The following is a 20220-nucleotide window of genomic DNA, read 5'->3' on the forward strand; positions in this document are numbered from 1 at the left end:
GGTCCCTTCCATGGCTCTCGGCCCCGGAAGATACACGGCGGGGCGGGCGGTGCGCCCTTGACGCATCGCCCGCCCCGTCCGCCTCTCAGGCCTCGCGGCCACTCGAAAAGCGCCCGCGACCTGCGGATCTAGGACACCACCGCCGGGTCGCCGGCCGGGTCATCCGCCTTCGTGGTCCGCTCGGAGTTGTTTTCGTCACCCACGGCGATTCCGCGCCGCTTCGACACATACACGGCACCCACGATGATCGCGCTGGCGAGCACCGCCACGACCACCCGTACGCCGATGCTGGCGTCGTCGCCGTAGGAGAACTGCACCACCGCAGGTGCGATCAGCAGCGCCACCAGGTTCATCACCTTCAGCAGCGGGTTGATCGCGGGGCCCGCGGTGTCCTTGAACGGGTCGCCGACCGTGTCGCCGATGACGGTGGCGGCATGCGCCTCGCTGCCCTTGCCTCCGTGATGCCCGTCCTCGACCAGCTTCTTCGCGTTGTCCCAGGCACCGCCCGAGTTGGCGAGGAACACGGCCATGAGAACGCCGGTGCCGATCGCTCCTGCCAGGAACGAGCCGAGGGCACCGACGCCGAGGGTGAAGCCGACGAGGATCGGGGCCATGACGGCGAGCAGGCCGGGGGTGGCGAGCTCGCGCTGGGCGTCCTTGGTGCAGATGTCGACGACCCGCCCGTACTCCGGCTTCTCGGAGTAGTCCATGATCCCGGGGTGCTCGCGGAACTGCCGCCGGACCTCGAAGACCACCGCTCCGGCCGATCGCGACACGGCGTTGATCGCCAGCCCCGAGAAGAGGAAGACGACGGCGGCGCCGAGGATCAGCCCGACAAGGTTGTTGGGCTGCGAGATATCCAGGCTCAGGCCCAGCTCCCCCGCCTTGGCGTCCACCTCCGCGACCGCCGTGGCGATCGCGTCCCGGTACGAACCGAACAGCGCCGCCGCGGCGAGGACGGCCGTGGCGATGGCGATGCCCTTGGTGATCGCCTTGGTGGTGTTGCCGACGGCGTCGAGGTCGGTGAGCACCTTGGCTCCTGCGCCCCGGACGTCACCGGACATCTCGGCGATGCCCTGCGCGTTGTCGGAGACCGGACCGAAGGTGTCCATGGCGACGATGACCCCGACGGTGGTCAGCAGACCCGTACCGGCGAGGGCGACCGCGAACAGCGCCAGCATGACCGAGGTGCCGCCGAGCAGGAACGCCCCGTAGACACTGAGCCCGATCAGCACCGCCGAGTAGACGGCGGACTCCAGGCCGAGGGAGACGCCGGACAGGATGACGGTCGCGGGCCCGGTCAGCGAGGTCTTGCCGACATCCCGTACGGGGCGTCGGTTCGTCTCGGTGAAGTAGCCCGTGAGCTGCTGGATCAGCGCGGCGAGGACGATGCCGATGGCGACGGCGACGAGCGCGAGGACCCGGGGATCGCCGGGGTGCCCGGCGATGGCGGAGTCGGTCACGCCCTCCAACTCCGCGTAGGAGGAGGGGAGGTAGCTGTAGGCGGCACCGGCCACGAGGACGAGAGAGATGACCGCGGAGATGAAGAAGCCGCGGTTGATGGCCGTCATGCCGCTGCGGTCGGAGCGCCGCGGGGCCACCGCGAAGATACCGATCATCGCGGTGACGACACCGATCGCCGGAACCAGAAGCGGGAAGGCGAGACCGGCGTCGCCGAAGGCGACCTTGCCCAGGATGAGCGCGGCGACGAGAGTCACGGCGTACGACTCGAAGAGGTCGGCCGCCATACCGGCGCAGTCGCCGACGTTGTCGCCCACGTTGTCGGCGATGGTCGCGGCGTTGCGCGGGTCGTCCTCGGGGATGCCCTGCTCGACCTTGCCGACGAGGTCGGCGCCGACGTCAGCGGCCTTGGTGAAGATGCCGCCGCCGACACGCATGAACATCGCGATCAGCGCGGCGCCGAGACCGAAGCCCTCGAGCACCTTGGGTGCGTCGGCCGCATAGACCAGTACGACACAGGAGGCGCCCAGCAGGCCCAGGCCCACGGTGAACATGCCGACGACGCCACCCGTGCGGAAGGCGATCTTCATGGCCTTGTGGGAGACCTCGGTGAGGTCCTTGGCCGGTTCGCCCTCGGCAGGAGTCGCCTCGCGGGCGGCGGCGGCCACGCGCACATTGCTGCGCACCGCGAGCCACATGCCGATGTAGCCGGTCGCCGCCGAAAAGGCGGCGCCGATGAGGAAGAACGCCGAACGCCCGGCGCGCTGCGTCCAGTCGTCCGCCGGAAGCAACATGAGCAGGAAGAAGACGACGACGGCGAACACGCCGAGCGTGCGCAGCTGACGGGCGAGGTAGGCGTTGGCGCCTTCCTGCACCGCGGCGGCGATCTTCTTCATGCTGTCGGTGCCCTCGCCCGCGGCGAGTACCTGGCGTACCAGACTCACGGCCACGGCGATCGCCGCGATCGCCACTACTGCGATGACCAACACGATCAAGCGGTTTTCGCTGGTCAGTACGGCAGCCGCGAGAGATGAGGGGTGGTTCTGCTGGAGAGGGGGAAAGGGCCCCGCCATTCGTCCTCCTTGACGTTTGGCACATGGGCGCGCAGCCGGTCCTTGCACATCATTGTCGCAAGTACCGCCGCCACGCTCAGGCGTCCTGAGCTCAAGATGTGGACGGATTCTAGGTAGCAGGGCTTGATCAAAAAAGGGCAACCGAAGGGGAATTCACACTGACCGGCGGGGGACCAGCGAAGATCAAAAAGGAGTGCTGCGGAATTTCGCCCGGATGAACGACGGTCGATGATTCACTGACGGTATATGAATGATGATCTCAATGATCCGCAAAAGAACTTCCCGGTCGACGAACGGGCTGGTCAGGGGCCGCGGGCGGTAGACGTCACGGGAGAGGGAGGCGGCGTGCCGTGGTGACGCAGGGCGACCGTGGCTGCGGAGGGAGAGGGGGTGGGAGAGCAGGACAGCGGTCACCGGCTCGCGGGTGGCGAGACGGTTTCGTGAGGTCCATCCACGACGGGCAGGCGCCGTGATCACGCAAGCGGCGCACCCGACGGCGGGTGGGGATGAACAGAGAGGTGGGGATGAGCAGAGGGCTACGGCAGGACGGGGGCGTGCGTGGCGGGCCAGCTCATGCGGATGAGGCCGCCGGTCTCGCCCGCGCTGACTTCGACGTCGTCGACGAGGCCGCTGATGACCGCGAGGCCCATCTCGTCCTCCTCCTCTGCGATGGCCTCCGCCGGAGCGGGCTCCTCACCGCCACGGCCACCGGAGGCGGGGCCGAAGACGGCGTGCGGAGCCTCGTCGCCGACCTCGATGGAGAACTTCTTCTCCTCCTCGATCAGCACGACCTTGACCGGCGCGGACACCGCATTGCTCTGATGCAGGCTCACGGCACGCGTGCAGGCCTCACCGACGGCCAGCCGCACTTCGTCCAGCACAGCCTCGTCGACCCCGGCACGGCGCGCGACCGCCGCCGCCACCAGGCGGGCGGTGCGGACGTGCTCGGGCAGAGCGCTGAAGAGCAGCTCGACGGTGGCCATGCCATCCCCCTCAGTCATACGCGTACACCTGCTGAGGCCCGGGCCTCAGCCCGGTGCCCCCAGCAGCTTTCCGTGCGGTGAAGCGTCAGTCGGTGGCCGCGACAGCGTCCTCGACCGAGGTGTGAATCGGGAACACCTTGGTCAGGCCGGTGATTCGAAAAATCTTGAGAATGCGCTCCTGGTTGCAGACCAGGCGCAGCGAGCCCTCATGGGCACGCACCCGCTTCAGGCCGCCGACCAGCACGCCGAGCCCGGTGGAGTCGAGGAAGTCGACGCCCTCCATGTCGACGACGAGGTGATAGCTACCGTCGTTGACAAGCTCGACCAGCTGCTCGCGCAGCTTGGGCGCGGTGTATACATCAATCTCGCCACCGACCTCGACGACCGTGCGGTCGCCAACGGTCCGGGTCGACAGGGACAGGTCCACGGATCCTCCAGCACCTTGCATCGAGCGGTCGCCCCCCATGGATCGGCAGCCGCGATGGCATTCAATCACTTACCAGCAGGCGTGCACGACGCCTTGAGTCCATTCTCCGTCACGCCAGTGACACACTCGGTGCCGATGGCCAACAATCAACTCCCGCATGACGCGGGCGTACGCCCCTCCCCCCGCTCGGTGCTGGACCGGCTCGCGGCCGGGGCCGAACGGGCTGTGCGCATCACTCATACGGAGCACTTGCCCCCACGTGCCGGGCGTCATGCGGACTGGCCGGCGGAGATCCGCGACGAGATCACCGAGGCCATCGGGCGGGCCGGAATCGGCCGACCGTGGGAACACCAGGCGCGTGCCGTCGAACACGCTCTGCGCGGCGAATCGGTGGTCGTCGCCACTGGAACCGCGTCCGGGAAGTCCCTCGCCTATCTGACGCCGGTCCTCAGCTCCCTGCTGGACGGCTCGGAGGCCCCGAACGGGAGGGGGGAGACCGCGCTCTATCTCGCGCCGACGAAGGCGCTCGCCGCCGATCAACGGCGTGCCGTGGCCGAGCTGGCCGCCCCGCTGGGCACCGCCGTACGGCCGGCCGTCTACGACGGGGACACGCCGGTCGAGGAGCGGGAGTGGGTGCGCCAGTACGCGAACTACGTGCTCACCAACCCCGACATGCTCCACCGCGGGATCCTCCCCGGCCACCCCCGCTGGTCCTCCTTCCTGCGTGCCCTGCGCTATGTCGTCGTCGACGAGTGCCACACGTATCGCGGGGTCTTCGGCTCGCACGTGGCCCAGGTGCTGCGGCGGCTGCGCCGGGTGTGCGCCCGATACGGCTCCCAGCCGGTCTTCCTCCTCGCCTCCGCCACGTCCGCGGACCCCGCGCGGGCCGCGTTCCGGCTCACCGGTCTGCCGGTCGCCGAGATCACCGCCGACGCGTCACCCCGCGGCGAGCTGGTCTTCGCCCTGTGGGAGCCGCCGCTGACCGAACTCCACGGTGAGCAGGGCGCCCCCGTCCGGCGCACCGCCACCGCCGAGACCGCCGACCTGCTGACGGACCTCACCGTCCAGGGGGTGCGTTCCGTGGCCTTCGTCCGCTCGCGCCGGGGCGCCGAACTGATCGCCCTCATCGCCCAGGAGCGGCTGGCCGCCGTCGACCGGTCGCTGCCCGCCCGGGTCGCCGCCTACCGTGGCGGCTACCTCCCGGGCGAGCGTCGGGCCCTGGAGCGTGCCCTGCATTCAGGCGAGCTGCTGGGCCTGGCCGCCACCACAGCCCTGGAACTGGGTGTCGACGTCTCCGGTCTCGACGCAGTGGTCATCGCCGGTTACCCAGGGACCCGCGCGTCGCTCTGGCAGCAGGCCGGCCGCGCAGGCCGGGCAGGGCAGGGTGCGCTCGCCGTGCTCGTGGCCCGTGACGACCCGCTGGACACCTATCTCGTGCACCACCCCGAGGCGCTGTTCCGGCGACCGGTGGAGTCCACCGTCCTCGATCCCGACAACCCCTACGTCCTCGCCCCCCATCTGTGCGCCGCTGCCGCCGAGCTCCCGCTCACGGAGGCGGACCTGGAGTTGTTCGGCCCGGCCGCCCCCGGGCTGATACCGCAGCTCGAACAGCGCAAGCTGTTGCGCCGCCGCACGACGGGCGGAACCACGGCCTGGCACTGGCCGCGCCGTGAGCGGGCCGCGGACCTCACCGACATCCGCGGGGCGGGCGGCGCCCCGGTTCAGATCGTCGAGGCGGCGACGGGACGGCTGCTGGGAACCGTCGACGCCTCAGCAGCCCATGCCACGGTCCACGACGGCGCGGTCCACCTCCACCAGGGCCGCACGTATCTCGTGAAGCACCTCGATCTCGAGGACTCCGTTGCCCTGGTGGAGGAGGCGAATCCGCCGTACTCCACCACGGCCCGGGACACGACGGCCATCTCCGTGCTGGAGACCACCACGGAGATTCCCTGGGGCGAGTCGCGCCTGTGCTTCGGCTCGGTCGAGGTCACGAACCAGGTCGTCTCCTTCCTCCGACGGAAACTGATCACCGGTGAGGTCCTGGGCGAGTCGAGGCTGGACCTGCCGCCCCGCACACTGCGCACTCGCGCCGTGTGGTGGACGGTCACCGACGACCAGCTCGACGTCGCCGCTGTCGTCCCGGAGCAACTGGGCGGCGCCCTGCACGCCGCCGAGCACGCCTCCATCGGGATGCTGCCGCTGTTCGCCACCTGCGACCGCTGGGACATCGGTGGTGTGTCCGTACCGCTGCACGAGGACACCCTGCGGCCGACCGTCTTCGTGTACGACGGCCACCCCGGCGGAGCGGGATTTGCCGAGCGCGCCTTCCAGACGGCGTCGCGCTGGCTGCGGGCCACCCGGGAAGCCATCGCCTCCTGCGAGTGCGAGGCAGGGTGCCCCTCCTGCATCCAGTCGCCGAAGTGCGGCAACGGGAACGACCCCCTGAACAAGCGCGCCGCCGTCCGGCTGCTCACGACGCTCCTCAAGGGCGCTCCGGCGGAGGACGCGGAGCCGGATGCGCCGACCGATCCCGAGCCGGCTGATCCCCGGGAGCCGGGTGATCCCGCTGATCTGGCGGATCAGGACCGGGCGAGTCGTCGGGAAGGGCCGCGCCAGTCGCCGGGCCGGCCCGCGACCTGACGCGCGAGAAGAACGGCCCGGACCGCACCTCGGCGGTGAGGTCGGCGATCTCACCGGTCAGCGCACAGCGCGTCACCTGTGCGCCCTGGGCCGCAGCCACCCGGCGTGCCAGGACGCAAGCAGGCTGCTGCCCCTGCAAGGCGTGGTCCGCGGCGGCGAGCGCAGCCAAGTCCGACGCCCCGCCGGCCCTGTGCCGGACCACGACGGCCTGGCCCATCCCGAGCACGGCGGTGAACACTGCGCACAGCGTCGCGATGAGCACCGCGGTCCACACCGTGGCCGATCCGCGGTCAGCGACCGTCGGTCTCCCGGACCTCCGGCGTGCGGGTGCAGGCATACGGTGCCGCCACCGCCTCATCACGCCGGGCGGGTTCATCGTCGGGTTCACCGGCTTCTTCATCCACTTCGTCATCGGGGCTGCACCACCGTGTCCTCGGAAAGGGCCGCGGCCTCGGCTCGCAGCCGGACCGACAGGTGCTCCGGACCCGGTGTGGGGGCGTCGACCCGCACCCGTACCAGGCCCCCCTCCCGGTCGATCGCAACCCGCGCCCCGGGCGGCGCGGCCGAGTGGGCGGCGGCCAGCGCAGCCGCGGGCGGCTCGGAACGGGCCGCCGCCCGCGCCCCCGCCCGCGCCGCGTCCACACACTGGATCTGGGCGGCGGCCGCCATCAGACCCCAGATGAGCACCACCGCGAAGAGCGCCAGCGCGGGGAGTGCCACCGCCGCCTCAGCCGTCACGTACCCGCGGTCGCCGCTGTGCTCAGAACTGGACATCGAGAGCCCTGGCGATCAACGACTCGAGCGCACCGGAGACCGTCCCGCTCGTCACCACCTTGTAGAGGACGGCCGCGAAGCCGCATGCCGCGACCGTGCCCACCGCGTACTCGGCCGTGGTCATTCCGACCTCTCGTCGCGCACCCCGCCGAACGGCCCCCCACCACGAAAAGACCTTCGTGAACATCACATCCCCCTGTCGTTGTCGTTCTTCCTCGTTCTTGCTCGTTCTTCCTCGCCCGGCTTCGGTGCCGTCCTCGGCCATTGCGTCAGCCGCGGTTCACGAGGCCGCTCGCCAGCCCGATGACGACGGGCGCGACGCCGACCGCCAGGAAGGCGGGAAGGAAACACAGCCCCAGAGGAGCGGTCGCCAGCACCGCGGCCCGCCGTGCTCCAGCCGTCGCCTCCCGGGCCCGGTCAGCACGGCAGACCAACGCCAGGCTGGTCACCTGTTCCACCACTGGCGCTCCCGCCGCCTGGGCCCGCTCCAGACAGCGCGCCAACCGGGTGCCGGCGGGGAGGGTGCCCAACCTGCCCCAGGCGTCCGCCGGTTCCGCTCCGAGCCGCAGCTCGGCGGCGGCGTGCGCCAACCGTTCGCCGACCGGGCCGCCGAGTGATCTCCCCACCGCCGCGGCCGCTTCACAGGGTCCGGCGCCGGCCGCCAGACAGGCAGCCAAGAGATCAGCGGCGAGCGGCAGTTGACGCTCCACGGCCGCTACGTCATCCGCATGCTCGCTGCTGCCCCGGCGCCCACGCCACCACCTCGCCATGCCATATGCCGCGGCCAGCCCCGCAACGCATCCCGTCATGCCGCCGATCAAGACGAAGCCGGTCAACCCCACAGCCGCGGGTGGCCACCAGTCGCGCACTGCGGCACTGCGCAGTCCGTTCCATGCACTCAGCCGGTCCCGCAGCGCGCTCAGCAGACCCCGTCGAGCGCTCTGCGCCGCGATCACCGCAGCAAGACGCCGACGCACCACACGCTTCCGCCGGACACTACGGGCCACCGCGATCAGGGCCAGCACAGCCACCACCGACGTCAGGACGCCCAGTCCGGGGAACAACTCGCCGGTCATACGGCACCCGCTCCCCGCTCGCCGGTCACGGACCGCACGATCCGTGCCGTCCAGGCGATGCCCGCGCACTCCAGGAGCCCTCCGACCAGCAAGCAGGCCCAGCCGGCCGGGGTGTGCAGCAGTACCCGCAGCGGCTCGGCACCGAGCCCACTGCCCATCAGGAGCCCGAGAACCGGGAGCAGAGCCAGCATCGCTGCCGTGGATCTCGTGCCCGCAAGCTGAGCGCGCACTTCCTCCTCTTGGTCCCGCTCGGCACGTAGGGCGGCCGCCACCCGCTCGAGCCCGGTCGCGAGTCCCGCCCCGCCGTCTGCGGCAACCTGCCAGCAGGCCGCGACACCCAGCAGCCCTTCGGCACCCGGCTGCCGCGCCGCCAGCCGCAGCGCTCCCGGTACGTCACCACCGAACCGCGCCGCCGCCCTGAGAACGGCCTGCGCCTCACCGAGCGCCCCCGGTACGGCGATCCGCAGCGCCTCGTACGGTTGCCGCCCCGCCCGCAGCTCGCCAGCCACCGCGGTGCACAGGTCGATGACCTGGGCGGCAGTGCGGTCACGCACTCGCCCTTGTTCCCTCCGGCGCAGCCACCGCCGTACCACCGGCACCGCCGCCAAGGCTGCGAGCAGTGGCAGCACGGACTCCCCGAGCAGCGCGAGGCCCCCTCCGACCGGCAGGCACCACAGCTCGAGTCCCAGTCGCTCGGCCAGTCGCGCTCGCCACTGCCGACGGCACCACGCGCTCAACTCCGGGAGGAAGCAAGGGGACTCAGCACCCTCTGGCGTCGGCGCGCCCCCGCCCGCGAACATCAGCCGGGCCCTGCGCAGTTCCGGATTCCGGTCCACCAGCAGCCAGACGGCAAGGCCCGCGCACAACACGGCCGCGTACACCGGTGCCGCATCACTGCCGGCCGGTCCGCCGGTCACAGCGCACCCCCTCCCCGTGCGCACATGCCCTCGAGCCGTTCCCAGCCTCGCTCGCGCCGGAAGCCGTCCGAACCCCATAGAGCGGCCGGCGCGGTCCGCACCCATCCGGCTCCGTCCCGCTCCAGCACATGCACCTCGGCGATCCTTCGCCGTCCGGCCCGGTCCCGTACGAGGTGCACGACAACGGACAGGGCCGCGGCCAACTGACTGTGCAGGGCCGCCCGGTCAAGTCCTGCGGTCGAACCGAGGGCCTCGAGCCGCGCGGGTACGTCGGCAGCCGCATTGGCGTGCACCGTCCCACACCCGCCCTCATGGCCGGTGTTCAGCGCGGCAAGGAGGTCGGTGACCTCCGCCCCGCGGACCTCGCCGACCACCAGCCGGTCCGGTCTCATGCGCAGTGCCTGCCGGACCAGGTCCCGCAGTGTGACCCGGCCCGTGCCCTCCTGGTTGGCAGGACGGGCCTCCAGCCGCACCACATGCGGGTGATCGGGCCGCAACTCCGCCGAGTCCTCCGCCAGGACCAGGCGCTCATCCGGACCCACCAGCCCGAGCAGCGTGCTGAGCAGCGTGGTCTTCCCCGATCCGGTTCCCCCACTGATCAGGAAGGAGAGCCTGGCGTCCAGCATGGCTCTCAGGAGCCGCTCCCCACCTGGCGGCACCGTCCCGGCGGCGACCAGCTCCTCCAGCCCGAACGCCCTCCGCCGCACCACCCGAAGCGACAGGCAGGTCGACCCGACGGCCACCGGCGGCAGGACCGCATGCAGCCGCGTACCGTCCGGGAGCCGCGCGTCGACCCAGGGCCGGGCGTCGTCCAGCCGCCGTCCAGCCACCGCGGCGAGTCGCTGTGCGAGCCTGCGCACTGCCGCCGCGTCGGGAAAGCGCACGTCCGTGCGCTCCAAGCCCCGGCCCCGGTCCACCCATACCTGGTCCGGCGCGGTGACCAGTACATCGGTGACGTCCTCGGTGGCCAGGAGCGGCTCCAGCGGGCCGCTGCCGACCAGCTCGGACCGCAGGGTCTCCACCACCCCGAGCACTTCCGCGTCACCGAGCAGCCGCCCTTCCTCCCGCAGCGCGGCAGCTACCCGAGCCGGTGTCGGCTCGGCAACGGCCTCGGCGAGCCGGAGCCGCACCGCGTCCAGAAGCGGAGTCGGCAGAATCCCACCCGCCCGAGTCGTCGCGCCGCTCATACGGCGACACCCCCCTGGCCATCCGCAGGAGGGATACCGCCTCCATCCGCCAGCGCCTGGGCCCAGAACTCCGAGCAGAACCTGGCGAGCGGACCCCGGACGCCACTCCCGGGCGGCGCTCCACTCCCGAGCGCACCTACGAGTCCGTCCTCCGGAGGCAGCTCGCCGGCCAGCGGCAGGTCCAGCAGCCGGGCGATCTCCTCGGCGTCCAGCCCCGGAGCACATGGCCCGCGGACCACCGCGCGAAGATCCTTCAGCAGCATGCCCACTGCCGCCGTCACCCGGTGCGCGGCGGCAATCGCCCGCAGCTCCGACGGCACCACGAGCAGCCCCAGGTCGAGCTGTGCGAGGGCCTCGGCGACGGCATCGTCGACCCGCCGCGGCAGATCGACAACCACCACTCCGCCGCGTCGGCGCGCGGCGGCCAGCACCGAGCGCATGGCCTCCGGGGGAATGACGACGGCGTCGCCGCGGTCCCAGCTCAGCACCCGCAGCGAGTGCAGCTCCGGCAGCGCCTCCTCCAGGGCTCCGCTGCCGACCCGGCCACGCGACTGGGCGAAGGCGGGCCATCGCAACCCGCCCGTGCCCTCTCCGCCGAGCAGCACATCGAGTCCACCGCCCAGCGGATCCCCGTCGATCAGTATCGTGCGCCGGCCGGCACGCGCCGCGGTCACCGCCAGCGCGCAGGCCAAGGTGCTCGCTCCCGCCCCGCCGCGACCGCCGACCACCCCGAGGGTGAGCGCCTGCCGGCCCACCCCCTCCGCCGCGTCGGCGATCCGGTCCACCAGCCAGGACTCGGCGTCCGGCAGGAAGAGGACCTGGTCCGCGCCGATGGCCACGGCCTGCCGCCAGATGTCGTGGTCGTCCAGGTCCCGCCCGACGAGCAGCACCCCCGCTCTGCGGGCCGCGCCACGCAGCCGGTGCGCCGCGTCGTCTCCGACCAGGACCAGCGGTGCGGATTCCCAGCCGGCTCTGGTCGCGGGCATCCCATGGGTGACCTCGGGCTCGGCGCCGGCCGCGGCGCACAGCCGCAGGAGATCGTCGAGCAGTCCTTCGTCCTCGGTGACGATCAGCGGTCGGCCCTGCTGCCCTTCGGCGGCCAGCCGTTCGGATGTGATGGATCCGGTCACGGTCCGCTCCCCCTCTCGCTCGGCAACTCTCATGTCCGCGGACATCGCGGGGAATCACCGTGCAGCGATCCGGGAAATCGTGCGGATCTTGGTAAAAAACTGTGGACAACTCGCGAGTTGTGAATATCCCGCTCACCTATACCGGTGACCCCTGACACGGAGTGGAATGATTACGCTCCGTCACCGCGTTACGTGTATCGGCAGCACCGAGCACGCACGGCGCGAATCGGAGGAAAGATCATGGCGGAGTGACGAAAACGTGTCCGGACATGCGACGACCCCCGCCGGGGGGGAGAGCGGGGGTCGTCCCCACGGCCGACTCGGGGGGGGAGGAGTCGGACCGGGTTAGCACGGTCGCGAACGATCCGTGACTTCCATGGTGTACCCGAGAGCCTTCTCAGGCAAACCCACGCGCCCCAGCTTACGCCGAATGGTGGGCCCTATGCTCACCCTCGTGGAAAACCACTCGTTGCCGCGCACAGCCGCCTTCTTCGACCTCGACAAGACGGTCATTGCGAAGTCGAGCACGCTGACCTTCAGCAGGTCGTTCTACCAAGGCGGTCTGATCAACCGCAGGGCCGTCCTGCGCACCGCGTACGCCCAGTTCGTCTACCTCGTCGGCGGGGCCGACCACGATCAGACGGAGCGGATGCGTCAGTACCTCTCGGCCCTGTGCCGCGGGTGGAATGTGCAGCAGGTGCGAGAGATCGTGGCGGAGACCCTCCACGACCTGATCGACCCCATCATCTACGACGAGGCGGCCTCCCTCATCGAGGAGCACCACACCGCAGGACGCGATGTGGTGATCGTCAGCACCTCGGGCGCCGAGGTCGTGGAACCGATCGGCGAACTGCTCGGAGCGGATCGCGTGGTGGCCACCCGTATGGTCGTCGACGAGGGCCGCTTCACAGGCGAGATCGCCTATTACTGCTACGGGCCGACGAAGGCTGAGGCCATCGCAGAATTGGCCGAAAGCGAAGGCTACGACCTGGCGCGCTGCTATGCGTACAGCGACTCGATCACCGACATCCCCATGCTCGAGGCGGTCGGCCACCCCTGTGTCGTCAATCCGGACCGAGGCCTGCGCCGCGTGGCGACCGCCCGCGGCTGGCCGGTGCTCTCGTTCAGCCGACCGGTCCGGCTGAAGCAACGCGTGCCCTCACTGTCCATGCCTCCCCGACCGCTGCTCGCCGCCGTTGCCGCCGTGGGAGCGGCGGCGGCCACCGCCGGCCTCGTCTGGTACGCGAGCCGACGCCGCGCCACTTATGCCCGAAATTGAAGCCAAAAGTAAAGAACTGAAACGAAGGCTTCCGCTTCACCGATTGCCGCGGTAGAAAGGAGTCAACGGCCCGCGAGACCAGGGATATCCGGGAGGATCTTCCCGAAAACGCACCAAGGCCCCACGGACCGACGCATGGAAATCTGGCACCCACGCGACGCCGACCCGTCGAATACGGGCCAGCCGCACCAGGTAACGGGCAAAGTCCCCGACCTGATCGGCACATTATCGAGCACGCATGGTAACCGGGTGGACATGCCAGCGGCGGTACCGCCTTCGGTACCGCCGCAATCCTTTCGGGGTCTTGCCAGGGGCCTCAGGGGGTCTCACCAGAGGCCCTGCCGGACTTCTTCCGTCCCGCTCCGAGACATCAGGCTTCCGTCCCCTTCCGAGACTTCAGGCCGCACCGCGCTGCAGCGCCTCGCACACCGCCGTGCTCTCCCTGACTCCCAGCTCCACCGCGTGCCCGCAGTGCGCGATCCAGGCCGCCACACCCTCAGGCGTGGCGGACGCATAGCCGTCAAGGGCCTTCAGATATGCCTCGCGACCCAACTCCGCGTGTCCCACCTCCGCGGGGCAGATGGACTTCGGATCGAGTCCGCTGCCGACCAGCACGATCCGTTCGGCAGCCCGTGCCACTAGCCCGTTGCACGAGCCGAAGGGCCGCAGGGCCAGCAGTTCGCCGTGCACCACCGCCGCTGTCACCAGCGCCGGAGCCCGGCTCTCGCGGAGCAGCAGGCGGGCCAGCCCGTCCAGCCGCCCCGTCACCTCCTCGGCATCCGGCAGCGGCAGCTCGACGAGAGGTTCCGACACCTTCTCGCCCGCCACCCGTGGCCGGCCCACGGTCTCGTCCGGCGCCGCACCTCCGGCAGCCACAAGATGCAGCCGGGCGAGGGCACGCAGTGGCGACTGCCGCCAGACGCCGAGCAGCTGCCCCGCCTCAGCGGTCAGTCGTAGGGCCGCTCCGACGGTCCTCGGCTCGCCCTCACCCCCGAAGTCGCTGCGCCGTCGCACCTCCTCCAGCGCCCAGTCGGCTCCGGCCAGCGCCGCCGACGCACGGGCGCCACGCAGCGCGGCCTCCGATGTGATCTCGTTGCTGCGGCGGCGCATCACCCGGTGGCCGTAGACCCGGTCCACAGCCTTGCGCACGGAATCCACGGTGCCGGGCACACCGGGGAGGTCGCCCAGCGCGGCTAGCGGGTCGGCATTCTCCGAGGGACCGGGGTTCGTTCCCCGGGAAGACGCAGTCATGGTGACGACCCTACGCAGTCGGCGCTCGCACCCCCTCGAAGGAGTGGTCTTCCTCATCCTCGGTAGTCACTCCGTGCAGACACGCGCCTACTCTTGGTGAACATGAAGATCGCTTTCGTAGGCAAGGGTGGCAGCGGCAAGACCACGCTGTCCTCGCTGTTCATTCGCCATCTGGCCGCCGCCCGCATCCCCTTGATCGCCGTGGACGCCGACATCAACCAGCATCTGGGCGCAGCCCTGGGTCTGGACGAGGCAGCAGCCGCGGAACTTCCCCCCATGGGCGCCCATCTGCCACTGATCAAGGACTATCTCCGGGGCACCAATCCACGGATCGCCTCGGCCGACACCATGATCAAGACGACTCCGCCGGGCGAGGGATCGCGCCTTCTGCGGATTCGCGAGGACAACCCGGTGTACGCCGCGTGCGCGCGGTCCGTCGCACTCGAGGACGGCACCGGCGTGCGGCTGATGGTGACCGGGCTCTTCGCCGAAGGTGATCTTGGAGTCGCCTGCTACCACTCCAAGGTCGCCGCGGTGGAACTCTGCCTCAACCACCTCATCGACGGCCGTGACGAATATGTCGTGGTCGACATGACGGCCGGCTCCGACTCCTTCGCTTCAGGCATGTTCACTCGCTTCGACACGACCTTCCTCGTGGCCGAGCCGACCCGTAAGGGCATCGCCGTCTACCGCCAGTACAAGGAGTACGCCCGCGACTTCGGCATCGCGCTGCATGTCGTGGGCAACAAGATCCAGGGGCCGGACGATCTGGACTTCCTCCGCCGCGAGGTGGGCGACGACTTGCTCGTGACGGTCGGCCACTCCGACTGGGTGCGGTCGATGGAGAAGGGGCGCCCGCCGCGATTCGACGACCTCGAGCCCGCCAATCGCCACGCTCTCAGCACCCTGCACGAGGCGGCCGACTCCTCGTACGAGCGGCGCGACTGGGAGCGCTATACCCGGCAGATGGTCCACTTCCATCTGAAGAACGCGGAGAGCTGGGGGAACGCGCGAACGGGCGCCGATCTGGCGAGCCAGGTCGACCCGGCCTTCGTTCTGGGGGAGCGGACAGCCGCGCCCCTTCCCGTCTGACCCGGACCATCGCCCCGGCTTCACGCCGGCGACCTCACCCTCCGCGGCCCCGGTGAGTCCCCCGCCGGGGCCGCGGGCTCCGAACGTCAGGACCAGCTCCCCGCCTCATGTGGGCGTGGCGCCGACGCGCCCAACCTGCATAACCAAGACGGCGTATTTATATGACAATACGATCACCATCCCCATTCACCTGTTCGACGTAATCAATACCCTTTTCGACCCGAATGACTTCTGATCTCCTTTACTCTGCATTACTATTCGTTTACCGAGAGTTGAGGATGCCTGGGTCGATCATCACCCTGTCGAACGCCAGGACGATCCACGATCCCGCCGCTGTACGCCGTGACCCACGGCCGCGCCTTACCGCGACCGCGCCGCCCCGGAGGAGACGGGAACCATGTCCGCCTGTACGCCCACGCGCATCGACCGCCCCTCTCGCAGCTACCGCTCCGACCGCACGAAACGGAGCCCTCGGACGCCACGAACCCGTCCGACGTCGCAGGACCCGAGTTCGCCGGGCCGTCCTGGCCGACCGTTCCGTATCCATCCGGCCGACCTCTCCGCGTCGGTCACCGTCTTCCTGATCGCCCTCCCGCTCTCGCTCGGCATCGCTATGGCCACCGGCGCCCCCCTCCAGGCGGGGCTCGTCGCCGCAGCTGCCGGCGGCATCGTCGCAGGGCTTCTGGGCGGCGCTCCCCTTCAGGTCAGCGGACCGGCAGCCGGTCTCACCGTGATCACAGCGGACATGATCCAGGTCTACGGCTGGCGGACCACCTGTGCTCTCACCGTGGTCGCCGGACTCGCCCAACTCGCCCTCGGATGTGCGCGAGTGGCCCGGTCGGCGTTGGCCGTCAGCCCTGCGATCGTGCACGGAATGCTGGCCGGCATCGGCGTCACCATCGCCCTGGCGCAGCTTCACGTCGTGCTCGGCGGCAGTCCGCAGAGCTCGGCGGTCGCCAACGTCCTGGCGCTGCCCGGCCAGTTGGCGAACCCTCACCCCGCCGCGCTGTCGGTCAGCGTCCTGACCGGGGTGACCCTCCTCGCGTGGCCGCGGCTGCCCGGGCGCTGGGGCCGACGGCTCCGCAAGGCGCCGGCAGCGCTGATCGCGGTCGCCGTCGCCACGGCGGCGACGGTGCTGGCCGGACTGCGGCTGCCGCAGGTGGATCTGCCGTCCTGGCGCAGCCACGCGCTCCCCGAGCTGCCTCACGGGCCGGTCCTGGGGCTGAGCGCAGCCGTGCTGACGATCACCCTCGTGGCCAGTGTGGAGTCCCTGCTCTCAGCCGTCGCCGTCGACAAGCTGGCCACGACCCGGCCGGGAGAACGAGAAAGCCGCGTTCCGAGTGCGGATCTCGACCGGGAGCTGCGGGGCCAGGGAGCGGCCAACGTCGTATCCGGAGCACTGGGCGGCCTGCCGGTCACCGGTGTGGCGGTGCGCAGCTCGGCGAACGTCACAGCCGGTGCCGTCAGCCGTGGTTCGACGGTGCTGCACGGCGTGTGGGTGCTGCTCGCCGCCGGACTGCTCGTCGGCGTTCTGGAGCTGATCCCGCTGGCCGTACTCGCGGCGCTGGTGATGGTGGTGGGCGTTCAGATGGTCAGCCTGACCCACATTCGCACCGTTCAGCGGCACCGCGAAGCCCTGGTGTACGCGGCCACGTTGTCGGCCGTCGTGCTCCTGGGTGTGCTGGAGGGCGTGGCAGTCGGCGTCGCCGTAGCCGTCGCGGTCGCGCTGCACCGGCTGGCGCACACCCGCATCACGATCGACGAGGACCCGGACGGCACTCACCGGATCCGGGTGCGTGGCCAGTTGACGTTCCTCGCGGTGCCACGACTGAGCCGAACGCTGTGCGAGGTACCGGACGACGCCACGGTCGTGGTGGAGCTGCACGGCTCCTTCATGGACCACGCGGCGTACGAGACGCTTCAGCAGTGGCAGGACGCGCACACCGTACTCGGCGGCGCGGTCACCATCGCCGGACGGGACGGGCAGCGGATCGCCGAGCCCGCGTCAGCGGCCGTGCACAGCTGCAGGCCGTGGACACCGTGGCGCAACCACACTTGCACCCGTCCGCAGTCCACCAGGGAAGTGAAAGCGGGCGGGAACGACCAACTGGCCAGCGGCCTGAGTGCCTTTCAGCGGAACACCGCTCCCCTCGTGCGGGACGAGCTGGCCCGTCTCGCACGGGAGGGCCAGCGTCCGTCCCAACTGTTCCTGACATGTGTGGACTCCAGGCTGGTGACCAGCATGATCACGTCCAGCGGGCCGGGCGATCTGTTCACCGTGCGGAACATGGGCAACCTGGTCCCGCTGCCGGGCGCCGAGGCGCCCGACGACTCGGTGGCCGCCGCGATCGAGTACGCGGTGGACGTCCTGCACGTCAGGAGCATCACGGTGTGCGGCCACTCCGGCTGCGCTGCCATGGCCCTGCTGAGTTCGACGTCGGGCCGGCCGCAGACGTCGCTGAACCGCTGGCTGCGGCACGGCCTGCCCAGCCTCGAGCGCATGGCGGACGCGGGCGGACGCGGACCCCGGCTCGCGGACCGGCCACCGGCGGACGCGATCGAGCAGCTGTGCCTGGCGAATGTGGTCCAGCAGCTTGGGCATCTCGCCGCCCATGAGCCCGTGGCGCGCCGGGTGGCCGAGGGCACGCTGCAGCTGCACGGCATGTACTTCCATGTCGGGGAGGCACAGGCCTATCTGCTCGACGACGACTCGCAGGTCTTCGCCCCGGTCGCTCCCACAGCGGGCTCGACGAGTCTGGTGTGATGTCCGGGATCCGGTGGGGGCCGGTGAACCGGCTCCCACCGGGACACGTGACACCATCCGTCCAGTCCAGCTCGAGGCACAGGTCTAAACCATTCATCGGAAGACCCTTGTCACCGTGGCCACCTGGCTGATGAGCTATGGCGTGGGACACAAAAAGGGCCACCCTGCGAAAGGGAGATGTCGTGAGCAACGAGAGCCTGGCCAACCTGCTCAAGGAGGAGCGGCGGTTCGCACCGCCCGCCGACCTGGCCGCCGACGCCAACGTCACCGCGGAGGCGTACGAACAGGCCAAGGCTGATCGGCTGGGCTTCTGGTCCGCGCAGGCACGCCGGCTGACCTGGGCCACCGAACCGACCGAGACACTGGACTGGAGCAATCCGCCGTTCGCGAAGTGGTTCACCGACGGCAAGCTCAACGTCGCGTACAACTGCGTGGACCGGCATGTCGAGAACGGTCTCGGCGACCGGGTCGCCCTGCACTTCGAGGGCGAGCCCGGCGACACCCGCTCCGTGACCTATGCCGAGCTGCGGAGCGAAGTCTCCAAGGCCGCCAACGCTCTGATCGAACTGGGTGTTCAGGCCGGTGACCGGGTCGCCATCTACCTGCCGATGATCCCGGAGGCCGTCGTCGCGATGCTGGCCTGCGCCCGTATCGGCGCCCCCCACTCCGTGGTCTTCGGCGGCTTCTCCGCGGACGCCCTCGCCACGCGCATCCAGGACGCCGACGCCCGCATCGTCATCACGGCCGACGGCGGTTACCGGCGCGGCAAGCCCTCCGCTCTCAAGCCCGCGGTCGACGAGGCACTGACCCGGCCCGGCACGGAGAACGTCCGCAGCGTCCTCGTCGTCCGCCGTACGGGCCAGGAGACCGCCTGGACTTCGGGCCGCGACGTGTGGTGGCACGAACTGGTCGACGGCCAGTCCGACCGGCACACCCCGGAGGCCTTCGACGCCGAGCACCCGCTCTTCATCCTCTACACCTCCGGCACCACCGGTAAGCCGAAGGGCATCCTGCACACCACCGGCGGCTACCTCACCCAGGTGTCGTACACCCACCACGCGGTGTTCGACCTCAAGCCCGAGTCGGACGTCTACTGGTGCACGGCCGACGTCGGCTGGGTGACCGGCCACTCGTACATCGTGTACGGCCCCCTCGCCAACGGTGCGACGGAGGTGCTCTACGAGGGCACGCCGGACACCCCGCACCAGGGGCGCTGGTGGGAGATCGTGCAGAAGTACGGGGTCACGATCTTCTACACCGCCCCGACCGCGATTCGCGCGTGCATGAAGTGGGGTGACGACATCCCGGCGAAGTTCGACCTGTCCTCACTGCGCATCCTGGGGTCGGTCGGCGAGCCGATCAACCCGGAGGCCTGGATCTGGTACCGCAAGAACATCGGCGCCGACCGGACGCCGGTCGTCGACACATGGTGGCAGACCGAGACCGGAGCGATCATGATCAGCCCGCTGCCGGGCGTGACCGTGGCCAAGCCCGGATCCGCCCAGGTTCCGCTCCCCGGCATCTCCGGCACCGTCGTCGACGACGACGCCCGTGAGGTGCCCAACGGCTCCGGCGGCTACCTGGTCCTCACCGAGCCGTGGCCGTCGATGCTCCGGACCATCTGGGGCGACGACCAGCGCTACATCGACACGTACTGGTCGCGCTTCGACGGTCGCTACTTCGCCGGGGACGGCGCCAAGAAGGACGAGGACGGCGACATCTGGCTGCTCGGCCGGGTCGACGACGTGATGCTGGTCTCCGGTCACAACATCTCGACCACCGAGGTCGAATCGGCGCTCGTCTCACACCCCAAGGTCGCCGAGGCCGCAGTCGTCGGTGCCACCGATCCGCAGACGACCCAGGCCATCTGTGCCTTCGTCATCCTGCGCGGCAGCGCGTCCGAGGACGAGGGCCTGGTCGAGGAGTTGCGGTCGCACGTCGCCAAGGCTCTCGGGCCGATCGCCAAGCCCAAGCGGATCATGGCGGTGGCCGAGCTGCCCAAGACGCGCTCCGGCAAGATCATGCGCCGGCTGCTGCGCGACGTGGCCGAGAACCGCGCCCTCGGCGATGTGACCACGCTCACCGACTCCTCCGTCATGGACCTCATCCAGAGCAAGCTCCCCAGCGCCGCCAGCGAGGACTGACCAGGAAGCCACAGCCACT

General features: G+C 70.3%; 15 protein-coding genes and 1 pseudogene. 5 read left to right on the top strand and 11 right to left on the bottom strand.

Going from position 1 to position 20220, the window contains the following annotated elements:
* Positions 1-128: 128 nt before the first annotated feature.
* The 3 genes from ACTWQI_RS05535 to bldG form a co-directional block, all read right to left on the bottom strand.
* The gene (locus ACTWQI_RS05535) at positions 129-2534 is read right to left on the bottom strand and encodes a sodium-translocating pyrophosphatase (protein WP_443268009.1); all 2406 of its coding nucleotides are present in this window, start codon (positions 2532-2534) and stop codon (positions 129-131) included.
* A 536-nt stretch (positions 2535-3070) separates the two neighbouring features.
* A complete protein-coding gene (locus tag ACTWQI_RS05540) occupies positions 3071-3517 on the bottom strand; it encodes an ATP-binding protein (protein WP_443268640.1) in 447 nt (148 codons plus the stop codon).
* A gap of 85 nt (positions 3518-3602) precedes the next feature.
* Positions 3603-3944 carry an anti-sigma factor antagonist BldG gene (gene bldG, locus ACTWQI_RS05545; RefSeq protein ID WP_009716787.1) on the bottom strand — a complete coding sequence of 114 codons (342 nt, stop codon included), beginning with the start codon at positions 3942-3944 and terminating at the stop codon, positions 3603-3605.
* 54 nt (positions 3945-3998) lie between these two features.
* Here bldG and ACTWQI_RS05550 point away from each other — a divergent pair, with 54 nt between their 5' ends.
* Positions 3999-6587, top strand: a complete 2589-nt coding sequence (locus ACTWQI_RS05550; RefSeq protein WP_443268012.1) for a DEAD/DEAH box helicase — start codon at positions 3999-4001, stop codon at positions 6585-6587.
* A 40-nt stretch (positions 6588-6627) separates the two neighbouring features.
* Here the strand turns inward: ACTWQI_RS05550 and ACTWQI_RS05555 are convergent.
* From ACTWQI_RS05555 to ssd, 7 genes and pseudogenes are all read right to left on the bottom strand, one after another.
* Positions 6628-6999: pseudogene (locus tag ACTWQI_RS05555) on the bottom strand (Rv3654c family TadE-like protein); the annotation flags it as partial.
* A complete protein-coding gene (locus ACTWQI_RS05560) occupies positions 6996-7361 on the bottom strand; it encodes a TadE family type IV pilus minor pilin (RefSeq protein WP_443268015.1) in 366 nt (121 codons plus the stop codon). The pseudogene ACTWQI_RS05555 and the gene ACTWQI_RS05560, both read right to left, overlap by 4 nt.
* Positions 7348-7548 carry a DUF4244 domain-containing protein gene (locus tag ACTWQI_RS05565; protein ID WP_443268017.1) on the bottom strand — a complete coding sequence of 67 codons (201 nt, stop codon included), beginning with the start codon at positions 7546-7548 and terminating at the stop codon, positions 7348-7350. The genes ACTWQI_RS05560 and ACTWQI_RS05565 overlap by 14 nt, the downstream gene beginning before the upstream one ends.
* An 82-nt stretch (positions 7549-7630) precedes the next feature.
* Positions 7631-8437 carry a type II secretion system F family protein gene (locus ACTWQI_RS05570; protein WP_443268019.1) on the bottom strand — a complete coding sequence of 269 codons (807 nt, stop codon included), beginning with the start codon at positions 8435-8437 and terminating at the stop codon, positions 7631-7633.
* Positions 8434-9354, bottom strand: coding sequence for a type II secretion system F family protein (locus ACTWQI_RS05575; protein WP_443268021.1), 921 nt, complete (start codon positions 9352-9354; stop codon positions 8434-8436). The genes ACTWQI_RS05570 and ACTWQI_RS05575 overlap by 4 nt, the downstream gene beginning before the upstream one ends.
* A complete protein-coding gene (locus ACTWQI_RS05580) occupies positions 9351-10541 on the bottom strand; it encodes a TadA family conjugal transfer-associated ATPase (protein WP_443268023.1) in 1191 nt (396 codons plus the stop codon). Before ACTWQI_RS05580 ends, ACTWQI_RS05575 begins: the two co-directional genes overlap by 4 nt.
* A complete protein-coding gene (gene ssd, locus ACTWQI_RS05585; protein ID WP_443268025.1) occupies positions 10538-11671 on the bottom strand; it encodes a septum site-determining protein Ssd in 1134 nt (377 codons plus the stop codon). The genes ACTWQI_RS05580 and ssd overlap by 4 nt, the downstream gene beginning before the upstream one ends.
* 442 nt (positions 11672-12113) lie before the next feature.
* On the opposite strand from ssd, the gene ACTWQI_RS05590 reads away from it, so the two are divergent.
* Positions 12114-12950 carry an HAD family hydrolase gene (locus ACTWQI_RS05590; protein ID WP_443268027.1) on the top strand — a complete coding sequence of 279 codons (837 nt, stop codon included), beginning with the start codon at positions 12114-12116 and terminating at the stop codon, positions 12948-12950.
* Positions 12951-13346: 396 nt separating this feature from the next.
* Here ACTWQI_RS05590 and ACTWQI_RS05595 read toward each other — a convergent pair whose 3' ends face one another.
* Positions 13347-14201, bottom strand: coding sequence for an oxidoreductase (locus ACTWQI_RS05595; RefSeq protein ID WP_443268029.1), 855 nt, complete (start codon positions 14199-14201; stop codon positions 13347-13349).
* Positions 14202-14303: 102 nt separating this feature from the next.
* Between ACTWQI_RS05595 and ACTWQI_RS05600 the strand changes: the two genes are divergently transcribed.
* The 3 genes from ACTWQI_RS05600 to acs all read left to right on the top strand — a co-directional run bounded on the left by ACTWQI_RS05600 (position 14304) and on the right by acs (position 20201).
* The gene (locus ACTWQI_RS05600) at positions 14304-15293 is read left to right on the top strand and encodes an ATP-binding protein (protein WP_443268030.1); all 990 of its coding nucleotides are present in this window, start codon (positions 14304-14306) and stop codon (positions 15291-15293) included.
* 397 nt (positions 15294-15690) lie between these two features.
* Entirely contained in the window at positions 15691-18057 is a 2367-nt protein-coding gene (locus ACTWQI_RS05605) for a SulP family inorganic anion transporter (protein WP_443268032.1), read from the top strand.
* Between the two features lie 182 nt (positions 18058-18239).
* The gene (gene acs / locus ACTWQI_RS05610; RefSeq protein WP_443268033.1) at positions 18240-20201 is read left to right on the top strand and encodes an acetate--CoA ligase; all 1962 of its coding nucleotides are present in this window, start codon (positions 18240-18242) and stop codon (positions 20199-20201) included.
* Positions 20202-20220: the final 19 nt, after the last annotated feature.

The sequence above is a fragment of the Streptomyces sp. KR80 genome, from assembly GCF_052245555.1.
Lineage (GTDB): Bacteria > Actinomycetota > Actinomycetes > Streptomycetales > Streptomycetaceae > Streptomyces.